At 73.3% G+C, this 18,867-nt stretch carries 17 protein-coding genes and 1 pseudogene; 10 read left to right on the top strand and 8 right to left on the bottom strand.

Features of this window, described 5'->3' with window-relative positions; all coding sequences use genetic code 11:
* Positions 1 to 90: 90 nt before the first annotated feature.
* A complete protein-coding gene (locus DNK56_RS25495) occupies positions 91 to 1,083 on the top strand; it encodes a LacI family DNA-binding transcriptional regulator (RefSeq protein WP_111339590.1) in 993 nt (330 codons plus the stop codon).
* 102 nt (positions 1,084 to 1,185) lie between these two features.
* Here DNK56_RS25495 and DNK56_RS36210 read toward each other — a convergent pair.
* Positions 1,186 to 1,431 (bottom strand): annotated as a pseudogene (locus tag DNK56_RS36210) (aminobenzoate oxygenase); the annotation flags it as partial.
* A 106-nt stretch (positions 1,432 to 1,537) separates the two neighbouring features.
* Between DNK56_RS36210 and DNK56_RS25485 the strand changes: the two are divergent.
* Positions 1,538 to 2,629 carry an amidase family protein gene (locus DNK56_RS25485; protein ID WP_446750397.1) on the top strand — a complete coding sequence of 364 codons (1,092 nt, stop codon included), beginning with the start codon at positions 1,538 to 1,540 and terminating at the stop codon, positions 2,627 to 2,629.
* A gap of 78 nt (positions 2,630 to 2,707) precedes the next feature.
* The gene (locus DNK56_RS25480; RefSeq protein ID WP_111338168.1) at positions 2,708 to 3,007 is read left to right on the top strand and encodes an SCO0607 family lipoprotein; all 300 of its coding nucleotides are present in this window, start codon (positions 2,708 to 2,710) and stop codon (positions 3,005 to 3,007) included.
* Positions 3,008 to 3,022: 15 nt separating this feature from the next.
* Here the strand turns inward: DNK56_RS25480 and DNK56_RS25475 are convergent, their stop codons facing one another.
* Positions 3,023 to 4,132 carry a ferritin-like domain-containing protein gene (locus DNK56_RS25475; protein WP_111338167.1) on the bottom strand — a complete coding sequence of 370 codons (1,110 nt, stop codon included), beginning with the start codon at positions 4,130 to 4,132 and terminating at the stop codon, positions 3,023 to 3,025.
* A gap of 178 nt (positions 4,133 to 4,310) precedes the next feature.
* Between DNK56_RS25475 and DNK56_RS25470 the strand changes: the two genes are divergently transcribed.
* The 5 genes from DNK56_RS25470 (at position 4,311) to DNK56_RS25450 (ending at position 10,478) form a co-directional block, all read left to right on the top strand.
* Entirely contained in the window at positions 4,311 to 5,246 is a 936-nt protein-coding gene (locus DNK56_RS25470; protein ID WP_111338166.1) for an AurF N-oxygenase family protein, read from the top strand.
* Positions 5,247 to 5,272: 26 nt separating this feature from the next.
* Positions 5,273 to 6,028 carry a TetR/AcrR family transcriptional regulator gene (locus DNK56_RS25465; RefSeq protein WP_111338165.1) on the top strand — a complete coding sequence of 252 codons (756 nt, stop codon included), beginning with the start codon at positions 5,273 to 5,275 and terminating at the stop codon, positions 6,026 to 6,028.
* 30 nt (positions 6,029 to 6,058) lie between these two features.
* On the top strand, positions 6,059 to 6,361 hold the full coding sequence (locus DNK56_RS25460; RefSeq protein WP_111338164.1) for a hypothetical protein: 303 nt from the start codon (positions 6,059 to 6,061) through the stop codon (positions 6,359 to 6,361).
* A gap of 259 nt (positions 6,362 to 6,620) precedes the next feature.
* Positions 6,621 to 9,167 carry an outer membrane protein assembly factor BamB family protein gene (locus tag DNK56_RS25455; protein ID WP_111338163.1) on the top strand — a complete coding sequence of 849 codons (2,547 nt, stop codon included), beginning with the start codon at positions 6,621 to 6,623 and terminating at the stop codon, positions 9,165 to 9,167.
* A 171-nt stretch (positions 9,168 to 9,338) separates the two neighbouring features.
* Entirely contained in the window at positions 9,339 to 10,478 is a 1,140-nt protein-coding gene (locus DNK56_RS25450) for a C40 family peptidase (RefSeq protein WP_111338162.1), read from the top strand.
* Positions 10,479 to 10,503: 25 nt separating this feature from the next.
* Here DNK56_RS25450 and DNK56_RS25445 read toward each other — a convergent pair whose 3' ends face one another.
* Genes DNK56_RS25445 through DNK56_RS25425 form a run of 5 tightly spaced genes read right to left on the bottom strand, consistent with a single transcriptional unit; the run spans position 10,504 to position 15,977 of the window.
* Positions 10,504 to 11,745 carry a styrene monooxygenase/indole monooxygenase family protein gene (locus tag DNK56_RS25445; RefSeq protein WP_111338161.1) on the bottom strand — a complete coding sequence of 414 codons (1,242 nt, stop codon included), beginning with the start codon at positions 11,743 to 11,745 and terminating at the stop codon, positions 10,504 to 10,506.
* A gap of 27 nt (positions 11,746 to 11,772) precedes the next feature.
* Positions 11,773 to 12,423, bottom strand: a complete 651-nt coding sequence (locus tag DNK56_RS25440; RefSeq protein ID WP_111338160.1) for a GTP-binding protein — start codon at positions 12,421 to 12,423, stop codon at positions 11,773 to 11,775.
* The gene (locus tag DNK56_RS25435) at positions 12,404 to 12,817 is read right to left on the bottom strand and encodes a DUF742 domain-containing protein (protein WP_111338159.1); all 414 of its coding nucleotides are present in this window, start codon (positions 12,815 to 12,817) and stop codon (positions 12,404 to 12,406) included. The genes DNK56_RS25440 and DNK56_RS25435 overlap by 20 nt, the downstream gene beginning before the upstream one ends.
* A complete protein-coding gene (locus DNK56_RS25430) occupies positions 12,814 to 13,299 on the bottom strand; it encodes a roadblock/LC7 domain-containing protein (protein ID WP_111338158.1) in 486 nt (161 codons plus the stop codon). Before DNK56_RS25430 ends, DNK56_RS25435 begins: the two co-directional genes overlap by 4 nt.
* The gene (locus DNK56_RS25425) at positions 13,296 to 15,977 is read right to left on the bottom strand and encodes a sensor histidine kinase (RefSeq protein WP_111338157.1); all 2,682 of its coding nucleotides are present in this window, start codon (positions 15,975 to 15,977) and stop codon (positions 13,296 to 13,298) included. Before DNK56_RS25425 ends, DNK56_RS25430 begins: the two co-directional genes overlap by 4 nt.
* 363 nt (positions 15,978 to 16,340) lie before the next feature.
* On the opposite strand from DNK56_RS25425, the gene DNK56_RS25420 reads away from it, so the two are divergent.
* Positions 16,341 to 17,123 carry a protein phosphatase 2C domain-containing protein gene (locus DNK56_RS25420; protein ID WP_111338156.1) on the top strand — a complete coding sequence of 261 codons (783 nt, stop codon included), beginning with the start codon at positions 16,341 to 16,343 and terminating at the stop codon, positions 17,121 to 17,123.
* Between the two features lie 40 nt (positions 17,124 to 17,163).
* Here DNK56_RS25420 and DNK56_RS25415 read toward each other — a convergent pair whose 3' ends face one another.
* Positions 17,164 to 17,595, bottom strand: a complete 432-nt coding sequence (locus DNK56_RS25415) for a MarR family winged helix-turn-helix transcriptional regulator (protein ID WP_446750398.1) — start codon at positions 17,593 to 17,595, stop codon at positions 17,164 to 17,166.
* A 318-nt stretch (positions 17,596 to 17,913) separates the two neighbouring features.
* On the opposite strand from DNK56_RS25415, the gene DNK56_RS25410 reads away from it, so the two are divergent.
* The gene (locus DNK56_RS25410; RefSeq protein ID WP_111338154.1) at positions 17,914 to 18,756 is read left to right on the top strand and encodes a lysozyme; all 843 of its coding nucleotides are present in this window, start codon (positions 17,914 to 17,916) and stop codon (positions 18,754 to 18,756) included.
* Positions 18,757 to 18,867 lie beyond the last annotated feature (111 nt).

The following is an 18,867-nucleotide window of genomic DNA, read 5'->3' as shown; positions in this document are numbered from 1 at the left end:
CCGGCCGTCAAGTACTCTCTGCCAAGATCTCTCGGCGCCCGCCGTGATCCGTTCACCGTCCAGTTCACCGACCGGGAAGGACACGTTCACGTGCCTGCGCCCCGACTCATCGACGTGGCCGAGGCCGCCGGCGTCTCCCGCGCAACGGCGTCACGCGTCCTCGCCGGCACCCCGCGCAACGTCGACCCCGAACTCGCGCGCCGGGTGGCCGAGGCCGCTCGCCGCCTCGGCTACCGGACCAATCACTCCGCACGGGCGCTGCGTACGGGGACCACCGGCACCGTGGGCGTCGTCGTCCCCTCGCTCGCCAACCCCTATTTCGTCCAGCTCGCCGACTCCATCGCGCGCCGGGTGCGGGCGGCGGGCGGCACGCTCGTCCTCTCGGACGCGGCGAATGATCCCGGGATCGAGGCCGAGCAGATCGACGCCCTGCTGAGCGGCCCCGTGGACGGCCTGCTCGTCGTCCCCGTGTCCGCGGCCGAGTCGGGCCCCGCTCTGAGGAAGGCGGCCACCCGCCGCCCCGTCGTGCTCTTCGACCGATGGGCCGAGGACTCGGGAACCGTCGCCGTCACGCTCGACAACGCGGCCGCCGTACGACTCCTCGTCGAGCATCTGCGCGGCATCGGACGGGACCGGATCGCACTTGTGGCGGCCGACCAGGCGTCTTCATCCGGCGCCGAACGACTCGCCGCCTTCACCGAGTTGCTGGGGAAGGACGCCACCACCATTCTCCAGCCCAGCTTCACGACCGACGCCGGTCGCACGGCGGCCCGCCGCATCGTCGAGGAACGCGACCGGGTCGACGCGGTCGTCTGCGGCGCGGACGTCCTGGCCGTGGGTCTGGTGACCGCACTGCATCGCGCGTCGGTGTCCGTCCCCGACGAGATCGCCGTCACCGGATTCGACGACACCGAGATACTGAGGCTCCTCGACCCGCCCCTCACCTCCATCCGGCATCCGCTGTCCGCCATGGCGGAACGCGCGCTGTCGCTGCTTGCCGCACCCGTCCGCCAACGGGCCGAGCGGGTCGAGCGGTTCGCACCCCGGCTCGTCGTCCGCGCCTCGACGGATCTGGGGCACTGAGCAGGAATCCGGGCACCGGGAACGAAGCGGGCACGGCAGGCGGATCGGGGACCAGGGGGCGGTCCCCCGGCGGAGACGGGCCCAGGTGCCGGCGTCCCCCTTGCCGAGTTCGAGGACGCCCATGTCCACGTACGCCTTCTGGAGCCGTTCGCCCCACAGGCCGATGTCCTTGACGCAGGGGACGATGCGGCTGAACAGCAGCTTGCGGAAGAGCTGGAGGAATTCGGAGTGCTCGGAGAGGTCCCTGGCCTCCTGCCGGCCGATACCGAAGCTCTCCAGCACCTCCACCCCGCTGAGCCGGTCGCGCATCAGGTAGCAGCCCTCGATGACGAACTCCTCGCGGTCGCGGTGGTCGTGGAGGACGCCGAGGCCGACCGCGCCGACATCAGCGGCGGCGGCAGCGCGGCCCCGATCGCCCGTGCCGTGATGGAGGCGGCCCTGCGAGACTGAACCGGTGACGGCTCACGAGGACATACGCGGGGAACTGCGCGCGGTGCTGGCCGCGATCGAGCGCGAGGACCGGAGGCTGTGCGCCTTCCTCGACGTCTGGCCCGAGGAGGCGCTCGCCCGGCTGTCGGCCGCGTCCGGACTCCCGCTTGCCGGGCTGCCGTTCGCGGTGAAGGGCCCGTCCGGCATCCGCTCGTACGCGGCCGGCCGGCTGATCGCGGCCGGTGGCGTCCCGGTCGGCTCGACCTCGGTGCCCGGTCCGGGGACGTACTGGCAGACATGGGGGCTCGGCGCGCACGGCCGCACCGTCAACCCGTGGCGGCCCGACCGGACGCCGGGCGGTTCGTCGGCGGGTTCGGCGGTGGCGGTCGCGGCGGGCCTGGTGGCGCTGGCGACCGGCAGCGACGGGGCGGGCTCGGTGCGTATCCCGGCCGCCTGGTGCGGGGTGTTCGGGCTGAAGACGACGAACGGGCTGCTGCCCTCGCCGGACCGCTCGGGGCTGGCGTCGGCCGGGGTGCTGGCGGCGTCGACGGACGCGGCGGAGACGTATCTGCGCTGTGTCCTGGACGGGTACGCGCCGGTGGCGCCGCGGCTTCCGCTCGCCGCCGTGTACAGCCCTGACCTGGGCTTCGCGGACACCGAGCCGGATGTGGCGGCCGTGGTGCGGGGGGCGGTGCGGCGGCTGGAGGCGGCCGGGGTGGTGCGGACGGCCGTGGGCGGCTGCGCTCTGCTGGACCCGGTGGACGCCTGGACGGCGGTGCGGGGCGGGAACGTGACACCGCGCGAGGCGGAGTCGCGGGCGGAGAACGACCGCCGCCTCGACGCCTTCTTCGCCCGTACGCCCCTGCTGCTCACACCCGTCACGCCCAACCGCCCGCACGGCCACGAGGGTCCGGGCGAGACCTTCTCCACGGCGCTGACCTGGGCGTTCAATCTGAGCGGGCATCCGGCGGCCAGTGTGCCCGCCGGGTTCACGGCGGACGGCTGCCCGGTCGGGCTCCAGCTGGTGGCCGACCGGGGCCGGGACGCGGAACTGCTGGGCGCGGCCCGCGCGGTGGAGCGTGCCCTGTCGGCGGGAGTACGTCGTTTCCGTACGTGAGTACGCGTACTCAGGGCGGTCCGGCGCCGAGGCGGCAGCCTGGAGTGCGACGAGCCACCCCCTGAACCAGGAGTCATCATGCGTACAGCCCGCCGCCGTCTGCGGACCGCCGCCGCCCTCGCCGTGACGGGCGGGGCGCTGGCCCTGCTCACCTCCGCCTGCTCGACGGCGGACGCGGTCTGCTCCGGCGGGGAGTACCCGGTGCTGTACGTGGGCAGCACCGGCAGCGCGTGCGTCAAGGACGGCGAGGAGCCGCCGAAGGGGTACGCCCGCTACCCCGAGGGCAAGGTCCCGGAGCATGTGGACGACACGTGGTGGACGTACTGGAACACCCACACGCTGGACGAGGACGGGAAGATCGTGGAGGTCTCGGAGTAGGGCGACGCGTCCGGCTCAGGCGCCGGCGTCCCCCTGGGCGATCGCCTCGGCGACCTCCGCGACCCTGGCCTCCTCCTCGGCCGCGAAGCGGTCCCGGTCGAGCCGTTCGGCTATCTCCTCGTCCTGGGCCATGAGCAGGTCCAGGTCGGAGTCGCCGAGTTCGAGGACGCCCATGTCCACGTACGCCTTCTGGAGCCGTTCGCCCCACAGGCCGATGTCCTTGACGCAGGGGACGATGCGGCTGAACAGCAGCTTGCGGAAGAGCTGGAGGAATTCGGAGTGCTCGGAGAGGTCCTTGGCCTCCTTCCGGCCGATGCCGAAGTTCTCCAGCACCTCCACCCCGCTGAGCCGGTCGCGCATCAGGTAGCAGCCCTCGATGACGAACTCCTCGCGCTCGCGCCGTTCCGCGTCCCCGAGCTGCTTGTAGTAGTCGCGCAGCGCCATCCGGCCGAAGGCGACGTGGCGGGCCTCGTCCTGCATGACGTAGGCGAGTATCCGCTTGGGCAGCGGCTTGGTGGTGGTGTCGCGGATCATGCCGAACGCGGCCAGCGCCAGGCCCTCGATGAGGACCTGCATGCCGAGGTAGGGCATGTCCCAGCGGGAGTCGCGCAGGGTGTCGCCGAGGAGGCCCTGGAGGCTGTCGTTGACCGGGTAGAGCATCCCGACCTTCTCGTGCAGGAACCGGCCGTATATCTCGGCGTGCCGGGCCTCGTCCATCGCCTGGGTCGCGGAGTAGAACTTGGCGTCCAGGTCGGGGACGGACTCCACGATGCGGGCGGCGCATATCATCGCGCCCTGCTCACCGTGCAGGAACTGGCTGAACTGCCAGGCGGTGTAGTGCTTGCGCAGTTCGCCCCGGTCCTTCTCGGTCATCTTCGCCCAGTGCGGGGTGCCGTACAGGGTGAGCGCCTCGTCGGGGGTGCCGAGCGGGTCGGACGGGTCGACCTCCAGGCTCCAGTCGATGCGCTTGTTGCCGTCCCACTGCTTGTCCTTGCCCTTCTGGTAGAGGGCGAGGAGGCGTTCGCGGCCGTCGTCGTAGTCCCAGCTGAAGCGGGCGGCGCCGGTGGCCGGCACCGTCCACAGCGGTTCCTCGGGGGCGGTGGTGTAGAGGTCGTGGGTCGACACGGACGGCTCCTTCGCCTCGCGGATATCGGGAAGTCGGCGGGCTCCCGGCCCAGTTGGCAGGTTCACACGCTGGTAGACGCTCGGTCAACAAGTCGTGCCGAGGGGATTGACGGTCTTGCTGACAGGCAGTCTCATAATGAGTGACCGCCGGTAACCCATGTGTGAGGTGCCCCCAGCCATGACGACCGTCACCGAAAGCGACCTGCAGACGCTCCGCGACGCACTCGGCCCGCTGCGCGGCCGCGAGCAGATCGCCGAGCGGCTGCTGGAGGCCTCGGCCAAGCACTCCTTCGACCCGGACCGGGAACTCGACTGGGACACCCTGCCCGTGGACGGCAAGTGGTTCTGGCCGCCGGAGCTGGTCTCCCTGTACGACACCCCGCTGTGGAAGCGGATGTCGCACGACCAGCGGCTCGAACTGGCCCGGCACGAGGCGGCCTCGCTGGCCTCGCTCGGCATCTGGTTCGAGATCATCCTCATGCAGCTGCTGGTGCGACACATCTACGACAAGCCCGCGACCAGCAGCCACGTCCGCTACGCGCTCACCGAGATAGCCGACGAGTGCCGGCACTCGATGATGTTCGGCCGCATGATCACCTGGGGCAACGGTCCCACGTACACCGTGCCACGCCGCTACCACAACATGGCCCGCGTCCTGAAGAGCGTCTCCACCACGCCCGGCTCCTTCGCCGGGACGCTGCTCGGCGAGGAGATCCTGGACTGGATGCAGCGGCTGACCTTCCCCGACGAGCGCGTGCAGCCGCTGGTGCGCGGCGTGACCCGCATCCACGTCATCGAGGAGGCCCGGCACGTCCGCTACGCCCGCGAGGAGCTGCGCCGCCAGATGGTGACCGCGCCCCGCTGGGAACGCGAACTGGCGCGGGTGAGCTGCGGCCAGGCGGCCCGCGTCTTCTCCGTCTGCTTCATCAACCCGCAGGTGTACGAGAACGTGGGGCTGAACCGCCACGAGGCCGTCGCCCAGGTCAGGGCCGGCGGACACCGCACGGAGGTCATGCGGACGGGCGCCAAACGGCTGACCGACTTCTTCGAGGACATCGGTGTCCTGAACGGGGTGGGGCGCAGGCTGTGGAAGAGCTCGGGCCTGCTGGCCTGACGGTGGGAGCGCTTACGCTGGGGGGTATGACCCCAGCCGCCGCAGCCGCGCCGCCCGGCCGTGCGTACCGAAGGCTCAGCGTCGAGGAGCGCCGCGCCCAGTTGCTCGGCGCGGCGCTCACCCTCTTCGCCCACCGGGCCCCCGACGAGGTCTCGCTGGACGAGGTGGCGACCGTGGCCGGGGTGTCGCGGCCGCTGGTCTACCGCTACTTCCCCGGTGGGCGGCAGCAGTTGTACGAGGCGGCGCTGCGGTCGGCCGCCGAGCAGCTGAAGCTGTGCTTCGCCGAGCCCGCCGAGGGCCCGCCGACCGAGCGCGTCACGCGCGTCCTGGACCGCTATCTGGCCTTCGTCGACGAGCACGACGCCGGGTTCAGCGCCCTGCTGCGCGGCGGCAGCGTCGCCGAGACGTCCCGGACGGGCACCATCGTGGACGAGGTGCGCCGGGCGGCGGCCGAGCAGATCCTGCTGCATCTGGGCCACGACGGGCGCGACGAGCCCGCGCCCCGGATGAGCATGATGGTGCGCACCTGGATCGCGGCCGTCGAGGCGGCCTCGCTGATCTGGCTGGACGAGGGCAAGCGGCCGGACGCCGGCGAGCTGCGCGACTGGCTGGTCGACCAGTTCATCGGCCTGCTCGCGGTCACCTCCGCGTCGGACCCGCAGACCGCCGCCGCCGTGGCCGCGCTGCTCCCGCTGGAGACGGAGCGGGGCCCGGCCGGCCGGCTCGCGGACCGGCTGGCCCCGCTGGTCGGCGCGGCGGAGCATCTGCTGCCGCGTGACTGACCGGCCGGGCCGATCGGTCAGACTGGCCCGGTGAGAAGCGAGAACACCGCCTTCGTCGGCGGCCCGCTGGACGGCCGGGTCCTGCCCGTCCTCACCGGCGCGACCGGCCACCCGCCCAAGTGGTACGAGGTCCCGGTCCCGGACGCCGCGGGCGGCCCGCCCACCGTGTACGCGTACCGCCGCACCCCGGCCGGCCACACCAAGCGGCTGGGCATCCAGCGGGGCTGGGTCTACGAGTACGCCCCGGACGGCCGCGACCGGCACCGCGTGCGATGGCCGTGGTCGAGGCCGGAGCGCGACGGCGGACACGGAGGCCAGGAACCGCCGCACTAGGGCCTGTCGTCACATTGCCGTCGTCGCCCGAAGGGCGGCCGGGCGGCGTCTGGTGCGTGCGATCGCAAGGCGCCGGAAAGTCCTTGGATGGGGCCTCCCCTGCTCGTCAAGAGCTTGGGGAAGGAGCTACCAGGGCATTTCGGCAACGCCGCGAGCGTGCGTGCCAGACGCCGCCCGGCAGACGGCAATGTGACGACAGGCCCTAGGATCGGTCGTCCGGTGCGGGGAAGGCCGGGTGGGTCACGAGGGGGGATGCGCCATGGAGGCGCCACGTCAGGACGAGCCAGGCCGTTTCGGGCCCTACACCGTGCTGGCGCGGTTGCGCGAGACGGCCACCGCCGTGCAGTACCTGGCGCACGGGGCCGGCGCACAGGACCTCGTCGTCGTCACCGCCGCCCGCCCCGAACTCGCCTCGCTGCCCGCCTTCCGGCACCGCTTCGACGCGGAGACGCGCCTCGCCGACCGGCTGGCGGGCGGCTGGGTCGCCGAGCTGCTGGGCACCGGCGAGGGCGAGCGGCCCTGGACCGCGTCCCCCTATGTGCCGGCGCTGACCCTGGACGAGGCGATAGGGACCTCGGGGCCGCTGCCCGAACGCGCGGTCCGGGTGCTCGGAGCGGGCCTGGCCGAGACGCTGGCCCGGGTGCACGCCACCGGCGCCACCCTCCAGGGCCTCTCCCCGCGCACCGTGCTGCTCGCCGGGGACGGCCCCCGGCTGACCGCGTTCGGCCCGCTGGGCGCGGCGGCCGAGGCGGCGGGCCGCGACGGCCGGCTGTCCGTGCGCCTGGGGCATCTGACTCCGGAACAGCTCGCGGGCGAGGAGGCCGGTCCGGCGTCCGACCTCTTCGTGCTGGGGCTGCTGCTGGCCTATGCGGCGACCGGCGCCACGCCGCTGGCGGACGGCCCGCCCGCCGAGGCCGCCGAGCGCATCGCGCAGGCCGATCCGGAACTGGGCGGGGTGCCCGAGGAGTTGCGCGGCCTGATCGCCCGCTGCCTGGCGAAGGACCCGGCCGACCGGCCGAACGCGGGCGCGGTGGCCGCCGAACTCGCGCTGGAGGGCGCGGCTGCGCTCGCGGCGGCCGGCTGGCTTCCGGACCGGCTCGCGGCGGCGGTGGCCGCGCAGGGCGCCGAGGCCCGCCGATCGGCGCAGGGGCCCGAGGCGCAGGGGCCCGCGCCCGGCGCGCCCGCGCCGCAGGAGTCCGGGGCGCAGGCGCCCGTGCCGGAGGCGGTGGCCGGGGTCGATGTCCAGGACGCCGTGCCGGCCGTGCCCGCCCGGCAGCAGCCGCCCGCCGCCCCCGCGCCGACCCTGGACACCCGCACCACGCAGCTCGGGGTCATCGGCCGGCCGGCCCCCGCGCAGCCCGTGCCCGCCGCCCCGCCCGCGCCGTGGCCGGGCTCGGGGGCGTACCCGCCGGCGCAGCTCCCGCCCCAGCCGCTGCCCGTACCCGCGCCCCCGGCGCCGGCGGCCGGGGCCCCGCGCTCCGGTCTCGACCGGCGGTCGCTGCTGGTCGGGGGCGCCGCCGGGCTCGCCGGCCTGCTGATCGGCGGCGGGGCGGTCTACGCGACCGGGTCCGGCGACGACGCGAAGGCGGCCCCGGAGCCGAAGCCGAAGCCCGCGCCCAGCAACACCCGGCCGACCCTGGCCGGCACCGCCCCGCAACCGCGCTGGATCCACACCCATCCCGAGGGCGAGCCCGCGCCGCTGACGGCCGCGCTCTGGAAGGACCGGCTGCTGGTCCTGACCGACGAGAAGCGGGCGAGCGCGGTGGACCTGCGCACCGGGCGCCGGGTCTGGGAGTGCCCGGACGGCGCCGGGGACCGGGCCGCGCTGCCCGCCGACGACGAGCACTGCTTCGTGGTGGGCGCGTCCGGGTTCCTGTGGATCTCGGCGAAGGACGGCAAGGTCGCCGAGCGGCTGGCGTACGAGGACGGCTTCGAGGACCTGCCCGGCCTCACGCTCGCCACCCTGGTCGGCGCGGACGGGTCGAGCATCTGGTTCACCGGGTCGCACCGGGTGACGGTGAAGGCGCCGAAGCCGAAGAAGGGCAAGAAGCGCGGCAAGGACAAGAAGGTCGTCACGTCGTATCTGTTCGCGTACGACATCGCGGAGCGCAAGGAGCTGTGGCGCTCGGCGCTGCCCAACGGGCGCGGGGACGCGGCGCCCGCGTACCAGCTGATCGCGGTCCGCGAGGACGCCGTGGTGGTGCGGCAGCGGCCGGCCTCCCGCACGGCGAAGCAGGTGAAGGCCGCCCGGAACAAGTCGCGGTTCATCAGCTACGACCGGGCGACCGGCAAGGCGCAGTGGACCAAGTCGCTCGGCCGGGTCACGCCGGACGCGGCGGCCGCCGGCGGGGACGACGGCATGCTGTACGCGGCGGAGGGCAGTGGTCTGCGGGCCTTCGCGACGCCCGGCGGCAAGGCGCGGTGGACGCTCAAGGGCGGCCGCGACTCCGTCTTCGGGGTCCCGGTGCCGAAGGGCGACACGCTGTACACCACCAACCGGAACCATGTCGTCGGGGCGCTCGACCGGGAGAGCGGCAAGGCGGTCTGGCAGCGCTCCACCGAGGCGGCGGGCGACGGCACGCCCGCGATCACCGTCAGCTCCACCGGGAAGACCCTCCTCGCCGCCGAGCGGGGCCAGGTCACCGCGTTCGCGGCGGCCGACGGCAAGCGGCTGTGGAAGTTCCAGGACATCGGCAACCAGGACCCCGGGGGCGAGACCGTCACCGCCGGGTACCAGGTGCTGGCGTACGAGGGGACGGCGGTCGTCCGGCGCGGCGGGACCGTCTACGCGTTCCCGGTGGCCTGAGCGCACCCGTCCGGCGGACGGGACCACCGCCTTCCGGGCGATTCCGGGGGCGGTGGCCCGCCGCCACACCCCCGGGTCCTTGCATCGCACCCCGCACGGCGTGAGCGTGTGTACGAAATGCGCTCACTCATGGGGTAGTCGCACGATTCGCCCCGGTCCGGAGGTGATGTCGTGGCGTCGGGCACTCTGGTGCGTACCCTCGGTACGGCGGTGCTGGCCGCCGTCGTCGTGGTCTCACCGGCCACCGCCGTCGCGGCCCCCGCCCCGCCCCCCGCGCCCGGTGATGTCGCCGGGCTGCTGAGCGAGTTGCAGCGGCTCTACCAGCAGGCCGAAGAGGCCACCGAGAGCTACAACGGCACGGCGGCCGAGCTGAAGAAGCGGGCCGCGCGGGCGAAGAAGCTCGACGCGGCCCTCGTCACCGCCCGCCGTTCGCTGGCCGACGGCCGCGACGCGGCGGGGCGGCTGGCCCGCGAGCAGTACCAGGGCCGGTCCGAGCTCTCCGCGTATCTGCGGCTGCTGCTGATGCGCGATCCGGAGGCGGCCCTGACGCAGGGCCAGGTCATCCAGCGTCTTACCGCCGGCCGTGCGGCGGCCGTGCGGCGGCTGGGCGCGGCCGAGAAGCGGGCCGACGAGCTGGCCCGGGAGTCCCGCAAGGTGCTGGCCGAGCAGCGGACGCTGACCGCGCGCCGGAAGAAGGAGCGCGACACCGTACGCACCCGGCTGAAACAGGTCGAGGCGATGCTCGCCACGCTCTCCCCGGACCAGCTCGCCGACGTCAACGGCCTCCAGCGGAAGAACACGGACCGGGCCCAGAGCGCGCTCGCCGCCTCCGGGGCGCTGTCCTCGACCCGGCCGCCGACCGCCCAGGGCGGCGCGGCCGTCCGGTACGCGGTCCGGCAGATCGGCAAGCCGTACGTGTGGGGGGCGGAGGGGCCCGACTCCTTCGACTGCTCCGGGCTCACCTCGCGGGCGTGGGCGAGCGCCGGCCGCGCCGTTCCGCGCACCTCGCAGGAGCAGTGGCGGCAGCTGACCCGTATCCCGATGAGCGCGCTGCGCCCCGGCGATCTGGTGGTCTACTTCCCGAAGGCGACCCATGTGGCGCTGTATCTCGGCAACGGCCTGGTGGTGCAGGCGCCCCGGCCCGGCTCGCGGGTGAAGGTCTCCCCCGTGGCGTCGAACCCGGTGCTCGGCGCGGTCCGGCCCGACCCGGCCGGTACGCCGCTGACCTCGTACCGGGGCCCCGAGCTGCCCGCCGGGGCGACCGACGGCTCCGACGAGGGCTACGGCTCCGCCGCGGCCCCGGCCTCGTAGGACCGGGGGCCGCGGCGGGGCCCGGTCAGGCGGCGGGGCCGGTCACCGAGGTGAGATAGGCGTTCGTCTTCTCCGGGTCGAAGAAGAAGTTCTCGAAGTCGGCCGGGTCGTCGAAGCCGTTGGCGAAGCGGTCCGCGACCGGCTGGAGCTGCCCGGCCGCCCCGATCAGGTTCAGGACGTGCTCCGGCGGGGCGCCGAGCATGGCGTTGGTCCACTTGGTGACGTGCTGGGCGGTCGCCCAGTAGCGGTCGAACGTGGCCCGCATCCATGCCTCGTCGAACTCCCGGTCGCCGTGCTCGACGATCGCGTCGAGGTAGGCGGCGGCGCACTTGGACGCCGAGTTGGAGCCCTGGCCGGTGATCGGGTCGTTGGCGACGACGACGTCCGCGACGCCGAGGACCAGGCCGCCGCCGGGCAGCCGGCCGACCGGCTTGCGGACGGTGGGGGCGTACCGGCCGGCGAGGGTGCCGTTGGCGTCGGTGAGTTCGACCTTGGTGGCGCGGGCGTACTCCCAGGGGGTGAACCGCTCCATCAGCTCCAGGGTCTTGGCCAGGTGCTCGGAGGGGTCCTTGATGCCCTGGAACGCGTCGAGCGGCCCGCCGGGGACGCCCTCCCAGAACAGGATGTCGGCCCGGCCCGAGGTGGTGAGGGTCGGCATCACGAACAGCTCGCCGACGCCGGGGACCAGGTTGCAGCGGACGGCGTCGAACTCCGGGTGCTCCGGGCGCGGGCCCATGCCGTGGACGTACGCGACGGACAGCGCGCGCTGCGGGGCGTCGTACGGCGAGCGGGCGGCGTCCCGGCCGAACATGGAGACCAGTTCGCCCTTGCCGGCCGCGACCAGCACGAGGTCGTAGGCACGCGAGAAGTAGTCCAGGTCCGAGACGGCCGCGCCGTGGATGACGAGCTGTCCGCCGCGCTGCGCGAAGGTCTCCATCCAGCCGGCCATCTTGACCCGCTGGTCCACCGACTGGGCGTAGCCGTCGAGCCGGCCGACCCAGTCGACGGCCCGCGAGGAGTCGGGGGCGGCGACGGAGACGCCGAGGCCCTCGATGCGCGGGGCCTGGGACTCCCAGAAGTTGAGCCGGAGGTCCCGCTCGTGCTGGAGCGCGGTGTGGAACATGCACTGCGTGGACATGACCCGGCCGGACCGGATCTCATCGGCCGTGCGGTTGGACATCAGGGTGACTTCGTATCCCCGGGACTGGAGTCCGAGGGCGAGCTGGAGCCCGGACTGACCGGCTCCGACTATCAGTATCTTCCGCATCGCGGTTCTCCGTTGTGGGGGTGCGGGTTACGCGGGGTCGGCGTCGAGGGCGTGGCCGACGAGGGCCAGCAGGGACTCGACGACCGTGATCCGGCTGCGCGCGTCCATGATCAGGACGGGGACGTGCGCGGGTACGGTCAGTGCCTCGCGGACGTCGTCGGCCTCGAAGGCCGGGGTGCCCTCGAAGTGGTTGACGGCGACGATGTACGGCAGTCCGCAGCTCTCGAAGTAGTCGAGGGCGGGGAAGCAGTCGGCGAGGCGGCGGGTGTCGGCCAGCACGACGGCGCCGATCGCGCCGCGCACCAGGTCGTCCCACATGAACCAGAAGCGCTGCTGGCCCGGTGTGCCGAAGACGTACAGCACGAGGTCGTCGTCCAGCGTCAGCCGGCCGAAGTCCATCGCGACGGTCGTGGTGAGCTTGTCGGGCGTGGCGTCCAGGTCGTCGGTGTCCTCGCTCGCCCGCGTCATCATCGCCTCGGTGCGCAGCGGGGTGATCTCGGAGACCGCGCCGACGAACGTGGTCTTGCCGACGCCGAAGCCGCCCGCGACCACGATCTTCGTGGCGATCGGAGCCCTGGTGGTGTCCAGCTGCCAGGGCTGGGTCTGCTCCTCGGGCCGGGTGTCCGGCCCCGGCTGCCGCGGGGCGAACAGCGGCGACTCAGAGACGACGGAGTCCATCGAGCACCCTTTCGAGCAGTGCGCGGTCGGGTCTGCCGGGGCCGTGCCCGGTCCCGTACACGCGGATCTTTCCCTGGTCGGCCAGGTCGCTGAGGAGTACCCGGACCACGCCGAGCGGCATTCTCAGCAGCGCCGAGACCTCCGCGACGGTGCGCATCCGGCGGCAGATCTCCACGATCGCCCTGAGTTCCGGCATCACCCGGGACGGGTTGCCGTCGGTGAGTTCGCGGCGCTCCTGCGGTGCCTCCAGCGCGGCGACGAACGTCTCCACGAGCAGGACGTGTCCGAAGCGGGTGCGGCCGCCGGTGAGCGAGTACGGGCGTACCCGTGCGGGCCGTTTGCCCGCCCCGCGTACGGGGAGCCTGCCGGCGGGTCCGGTGGCGGCCGGGCTCACCGGGCGCTCTCCAACGACGTGCGCAGTTCCCTGCGGAGTTCGGGGGTGAGTACGTGCCCGGCCCGGCCGACGAACAGCGCCATGTGGTACGCGACGACGCCCATGTCGCAGTCGGGGGCGGCGTGCACCCCGAGCAGGGAGCCGTCGCTGATCGACATGACGAAGACGCTGCCCTCCTCCATGGTGACCATGGTCTGTTTGACGCCGCCGCCCTCCATCAGCGTCGCGGCGCCGGCGGTGAGGCTGCCGATGCCCGAGACGATGGTCGCCAGATCGGCGCTGGAACCGCGTGGTCCGCTGGGCGGGGCCGGTTCGGCGGCGGCCGCCGTGCGGTGGCCGGGGTCGGAGGAGAGCAGCATCAGCCCGTCCGACGACACGACCGTGACCGAGTGGACCCCTGGCACCTCCTCCACGAGATTGCTGAGCAACCACTGCAGGTTCCGGGCCTCGCTACTCAGCCCGCATGTGCTGGGCGCAGTCAACTACGTGCCTCCTCGACTGTTTCCCCCGTGTCTCCGGTCCGGCCATCGGTACGGCCTGCCGGCTCGGCCTGTTCGGTACGTGTGTCTCCGGCGAGTTCCGCCTCGACGTCTCTGCGGCCGTCCCTGGCCCCCTGCTGGAAGTTGTCGAGGCGGCGGCGCAGGGCCTCGCGGTCGACGCTCCCCCGGCGCTCGGCGGCGGGCGCCCCGGCGGGCCGGACGATGTTCGGGGTCCGCTTGGGCAGCCCCTTGTCGGTGACGGTGGCGGCGGATTCCGGGGCGGGCTCGGGTTCCGGGGCGGGCTCGGGGGCCTGCGGGGGCCGGGGCAGGCGCACCTGGAGGGTGGCCTCGGCGTCGAGGGCGTCGGGCTCGGGGTCCGGTTCGGTGACCGCCTCGGGGGCCTCTTCGGGGTCGTCGGCCGCCTGCGCCTGGGCGAGCACCCGTTCCGCCGCCGCGATCATCGGATCGTCCGACGACTCCGTACCGCGGCCCGGCAGCGTGTTGGAGTTGGCCTCCGCGACCGAGCCCGGCAGGTTGAGCGCGGGCGCCTCACCCGGCGTGGTGACGGCGGGGGGCGTCGCGGCGGGGAGGGCCTTCGGCAGCAGGGCCTCGGGGAGCACGACGACCGCCGTGATCCCGTTCCCCTTCTGCTCGCGCAGCTCCACCCGTACGCCGTGCCGCGCGGCGAGCAGCGACGTCACCTGGAGGCCGAGACCGGCCCCGGCCCCCTCCCCGGCGGCGTTCCGTTCGCCGGCCTCGAAGAGGGCCGGGTCGGCGAGGCGGGTGTTCAGCTCGTCCATCCGCTCGGCGGACATGCCGATGCCCTCGTCCTGGACGGAGAGCATCACCTCGCCGCTCTCCAGGAGCCAGCCGGAGAGCTGGACCGGGGAGTCGGGCGGCGAGAAGGAGGTCGCGTTCTCCAGGAGTTCGGCGACCAGGTGGCTGAGGTCGTCGGCGGCGAACCCGGCGATCTGGGCGTGCGGCGGAAGGGACTGGATGGTGACCCGCTCGTACCGCTCGATCTCGCTGACGGCGGCGCGCAGGACGTCCACCAGCGGGATCGGGCCCGGGTGCCCGTGTCCGTGCTCGGCACCGGCCAGGACCAGCAGGTTCTCGCTGTGCCGGCGCATGACCGTGGCCATGTGGTCGAGCTTGAAGAGCGTGCCGAGGCGCTCCGGGTCCTGCTCGCGCTCCTCCAGGGACTCGATGACGCCGAGCTGCCGCTCGACCAGGCCCAGGGTGCGCAGCGAGAGGTTGACGAAGGTGTGGTGGACGGTGCCGCGGAGCTTCTCCAGCTGGGCGGTCAGCTCGTCCGTGTGGGCCTGGAGTTCGGTGCGCCGGGCGGCGAGCTTCTCGCGTTCGCCGATGAGGCCGGCGCGTTCGGCGGCGAGCTTCTCGGCGCGCCCCTCGTGGTCCTGGAGCAGCTCGCGCGACCGGCCGTGCAGGGCGTTGAGGGAGCGGACGACCTGGGCGAACTCGTCGTTGCGGCCGGTGTAGCGGACCGGTTCGGCGGTGGCGGGTTCGGCGGCCAGCCGGGCGGCGCCGATCCGCAGCACGGCGAGCGGCTGGGTGAGGGTGCGGGCGACGGCGGTGGAGACGCCGACGGCGACGAGCAGGCAGCCGCCGAGGAGGGCGATGCGCAGTTCGAGGGCGGTGACGTCGTCGTCGCGCAGCTGCTCCAGCCGCTGGACCTGGGTGGTGGCGAGCGCGGACTGCACGGAGCGCATCCGGTCGACGCGGGCGGTGAGCGCGGCGGCGACCTTCTTCTCACTGACCTTGAGGTCGGCGTCGGACAGCTCGGGGCGGTCGGTCAGCTCGGCGAGGTACTTCTCGGCGCTGTTGACCTCGGGTCCGGTGACGAGGGAGGCCAGCTTGTCGCGGGCGGTGGCCCCGGCGGACTGGTCGAACTCCGCGAGCGCGGCGAGTTCGCCGACCCTGGCCCGCTGCGCGGCGGCGCTCAGCGCGTCGCGGGCGCGGTCCCCCTTGGTCTCGCCCTCGTCCCGCTGCTGCACGGGCAGCCCGGTGAACGGGTCGGTCTGCGGGGGCGCCGGCTCCGGGCGGGGCACGGCGAGTGCGGCGAGCAGCAGCCCGCGGGTGGCGGACGCCTGGTCGGTGGCCCGGCCGAGGGCGCGCGGGGTGCGGGCGCCGTCGGCAGCGCGCGGCGGGGTGTCACGGGCGAGCGCGTCGGCCAGGCCGTGGAGTTTGGCGATGACCTCGGAGTACGCCTGGTGGGCCGCCAGGGCGGTGCCCTTGCCGCTGACCGCGTCCCGGCGCAGGGAGGGGATGGTGGACAGGTCGCGCAGCAGGTCGGGCGGGGCCGCCTCGCGGATCTCGTCCACCTGCTGGTCGACCCGGGCGCCCCGGTTGCCCGGCTCGCCGTCCCGGCCGCCCGCGATGTACACGGTGATCTCGTCGCGCTCGTCGGCGAGGGAGTGGGCCAGGGAGACGGCCTGCTGGTTCAGCTCGGCGAGGGTGACCAGGTGCTGCGAGTCGTTGAGGTCGGCCGAGGCGGCGAGCACGGCCGGTGTCCCCGCCGCTATGACGGTGATCCCGACGACGGCGACGCCCGCGACCAGCCGGCTGCGGACGCGTACGGTGCGACCGCCGCCGGCCGGGGTCGTCGGCGCCGCCCCGGAACCGCTGTTGCTGCCGCCCTTGCTCCGAGGCCGCTTCTTCTGCACCGGTGCTCGCAATCTTGACTCGTCCGCCCTTGAAGCAGAGGTGACGCACGGTCACATGAACGAGCGCCCCGCCCCCTGGTACGGCTTCCGACCATTCCAGCGCTTTTGGGGAGGGGGCGCGCATCAACCGCTCCGCCACCTGAACGAGTGAACATCACTCCGGAGTTGGCGAACAAGTTTCCCCGGCGCACGCCGGAGTCACGTGCGGCCACCGGCTGGAACTTCGGCGCCCGCTTTGGCAGGATGCCCGCCCGCATCCGGGGGCGGAGCGGCCGCTTCCGCCCGGTCGGGCCGCTGACCTGCCGGTACGCGCCGATCCCCGCAGGATGCAGGTGCGGTGAAGGCGTCGTGCAGACTGAACGCATGCGTATCGAACTCGCGACCGCCGCCGGAGCCCCCGATCGACCGAACGAGGACTGGACCGCATCGGTCCTCCCCGCCTCCGGCCGGGGCGGCGGACTGGTGCTCCTGGACGGCGTGACGCCGCCGGAGGGCGACGACGGTTGTGTGCATTCGGTTCCATGGTTCACGGCGAGGCTGGGCGGGGCGCTGGTCGAACTGTCCGGTTCGCGACGGGATCCGACCCTGCGGGAGGTCCTCGCGGAGTCCATCCGGCGCACCGCAAACGCCCATCGCTCCTCGTGTGACCTTTCTCACGTACGTACGCCGCAGGCGACGGTGGTCGTGGTGCGTTGGGACGAGGCCGCCGTGGAGTACCTGGTGCTGTCCGATTCGGTGCTGTTGTTCGAGTCGCCCGAGGGAGAGGTCCGCGCCGTGCTGGACGACCGGCTCGACCGGCTGGCGCCCGAGCTGCTGGTGTCCGACGCGGTGGCGGACGCCCGTGCGCGCAACAAGGAGGGCGGGTTCTTCACGGCCGCCGCCGACCCGGCCGTGGCGGCGCGGGCGGTCGTGGGGCAGGCCCCGCGCGCCGGAGTACGGGGCCTCGCGGCGATGACGGACGGGGCGAGCCGCTGGACGGAGATGTTCGGCGAGGGCGACTGGGCGGCGTGCTTCGGGGTCCTGGAGAAGGAGGGCCCGCAGGGGCTGATCGACCGGGTCCGCGCCCTGGAGGACGCGGACACGGAGCGTAAGCATCTGCGGGGCAAGACGCACGACGACGCCACGGCGGTCTTCGTACGCCTGTGAGGCATCCCGCCGCCGGGCACCCGGCACCCCGCCGGTCGGCTCAGTCCTCGGCCCGGGCGTTCAGATGGTGCAGCAGCCGGGCCAGTTCGGCGACCTCGGCGCGGTCCCAGTCGGCGAGCTTGCGGACGTAGCGGTCGCGGCGGGCGTCGCGGACGCCGCGGAAGCGGGCCAGGCCCTCGTCGGTGAGGTGGACGAGGAAGGCGCGCCCGTCGGCCGGGTCGGGCTCGCGCGCCACCAGGCCGAGGTTCTCCAGGGCGCGGAGCTGACGGCTCATGGTGGCCTTGCCGACGCCGAAGTAGGCGGCGAGGTCGGTGGCCCGCTGACGGCCCGCGGACTCCAGGCGGACGAAGAGCCCGTAGGCGGCGGCCTCCAGCTCCGGATGCACCTCGCGGGCCATTTCCCCGGAGTTGGCCCGTGCGCGACGCAGGAAGACGGCCAACTCGCGTTCGAGGGCGAGGAATTCGTGGTCCACACCACTTCCTCCGGTAGCGCCGGGTTCACGCCCTCTTTCGCTCCCGTGCACGTCAACACCCCTCTTGAGCTTTCCTGCCGGTGAAACTTTCCTTACGCCGCCGGTCATCGCCGCAGCTCGGCCAGTATTTCGCAGGATTAGACCAACGGCACAGCGCGGACCCCCTTCCGCGAGCGGGTCTACGTGCGTAGCGTCATACGTGGCATGTTCACACCATGACATGCCTCCGGGGTCGCCGTGCGGCGCCCCACGGGTCAGCGGAATCCCCCCACTGAGCTTTCCCCCTCGCTTCCCCCCACCAAGACTCGGAGGCACGCAATGCCCGTGCGCAGATCCGGTTCCTCCAGGGCCCGCCGCTCGCGCTTCGCCGCGGCCGGCACCCTGCTCGCAGCCCTCTCCCTCCTCATAGCCCTGCCCGGCGCGTCGAACGCGGCCGGCGGCAAACCCACCGGCCCGGCCCGCGGCTCCGCCACCATGGGCATGGGCGTGATCGCCCACGACGGCCAGGGCGGCTCGCCCGCCAGAAGCCTGGTCACCCAGACCGAAGGCGTGGACGTCAGCAGCCACCAGGGCAACGTGGCCTGGTCGACGCTGTGGAACAGCGGCGTCAAGTGGGCCTACGCCAAGGCGACCGAGGGCACGTACTACACCAACCCCTACTTCGCCCAGCAGTACAACGGCTCGTACAACGTCGGGATGATCCGGGGCGCGTACCACTTCGCCACGCCCGACACCACGAGCGGCGCCACCCAGGCCAACTACTTCGTGGACCACGGCGGCGGCTGGTCCAGGGACGGCAAGACCCTGCCGGGCGTGCTGGACATCGAGTGGAACCCGTACGGCGCGCAGTGCTACGGCAAGAGCGCGTCCCAGATGGTCGCGTGGATACGCGACTTCGTGAACACGTACAAGGCGCGCACCGGACGGGACGCGGTCATCTACACCGCGACCAGCTGGTGGCAGACCTGCACGGGCAACAACGCGAGCTTCGGCACCACCAACCCGCTGTGGGTGGCCCGCTACAGCTCGACGGTCGGCACGCTTCCCGCCGGCTGGGGTTTCTACACGATGTGGCAGTACACGTCGTCCGGACCGACGGTGGGTGACCACAATCACTTCAACGGTGCTCTCGACCGCGTACGGGCGCTCGCCAACGGATAGCGGCGGCAGCCCCGCCCTCCCCTGAGCCCGGTGACCGCAAGGGTCGCCGGGCTTCGCCGCGTCCACGGGCCGGAACCGGCGCTCCCCCGTACCGAACCCGGAGACCCCACC

The organism is Streptomyces sp. AC1-42W (assembly GCF_003248355.1).
Classification (GTDB): domain Bacteria; phylum Actinomycetota; class Actinomycetes; order Streptomycetales; family Streptomycetaceae; genus Streptomyces.
This window is presented reverse-complemented; position numbering and strand designations above follow the sequence as displayed.

What these genes read in the sequence shown, in the direction of transcription:
- DNK56_RS25480 (WP_111338168.1), top strand. Translation starts at nt 2,708, where the DNA reads ATGCGTACAGCCCGCCGCCGTCTGCGGACCGCCGCCGCCCTCGCCGTG.
- DNK56_RS25470 (WP_111338166.1), top strand. Translation starts at nt 4,311, where the DNA reads ATGACGACCGTCACCGAAAGCGACCTGCAGACGCTCCGCGACGCACTC.
- DNK56_RS25465 (WP_111338165.1), top strand. Translation starts at nt 5,273, where the DNA reads ATGACCCCAGCCGCCGCAGCCGCGCCGCCCGGCCGTGCGTACCGAAGG.
- DNK56_RS25455 (WP_111338163.1), top strand. Translation starts at nt 6,621, where the DNA reads ATGGAGGCGCCACGTCAGGACGAGCCAGGCCGTTTCGGGCCCTACACC.
- DNK56_RS25445 (WP_111338161.1), bottom strand. Translation starts at nt 11,745, where the DNA reads ATGCGGAAGATACTGATAGTCGGAGCCGGTCAGTCCGGGCTCCAGCTC.
- DNK56_RS25440 (WP_111338160.1), bottom strand. Translation starts at nt 12,423, where the DNA reads ATGGACTCCGTCGTCTCTGAGTCGCCGCTGTTCGCCCCGCGGCAGCCG.
- DNK56_RS25420 (WP_111338156.1), top strand. Translation starts at nt 16,341, where the DNA reads ATGCGTATCGAACTCGCGACCGCCGCCGGAGCCCCCGATCGACCGAAC.
- DNK56_RS25410 (WP_111338154.1), top strand. Translation starts at nt 17,914, where the DNA reads ATGCCCGTGCGCAGATCCGGTTCCTCCAGGGCCCGCCGCTCGCGCTTC.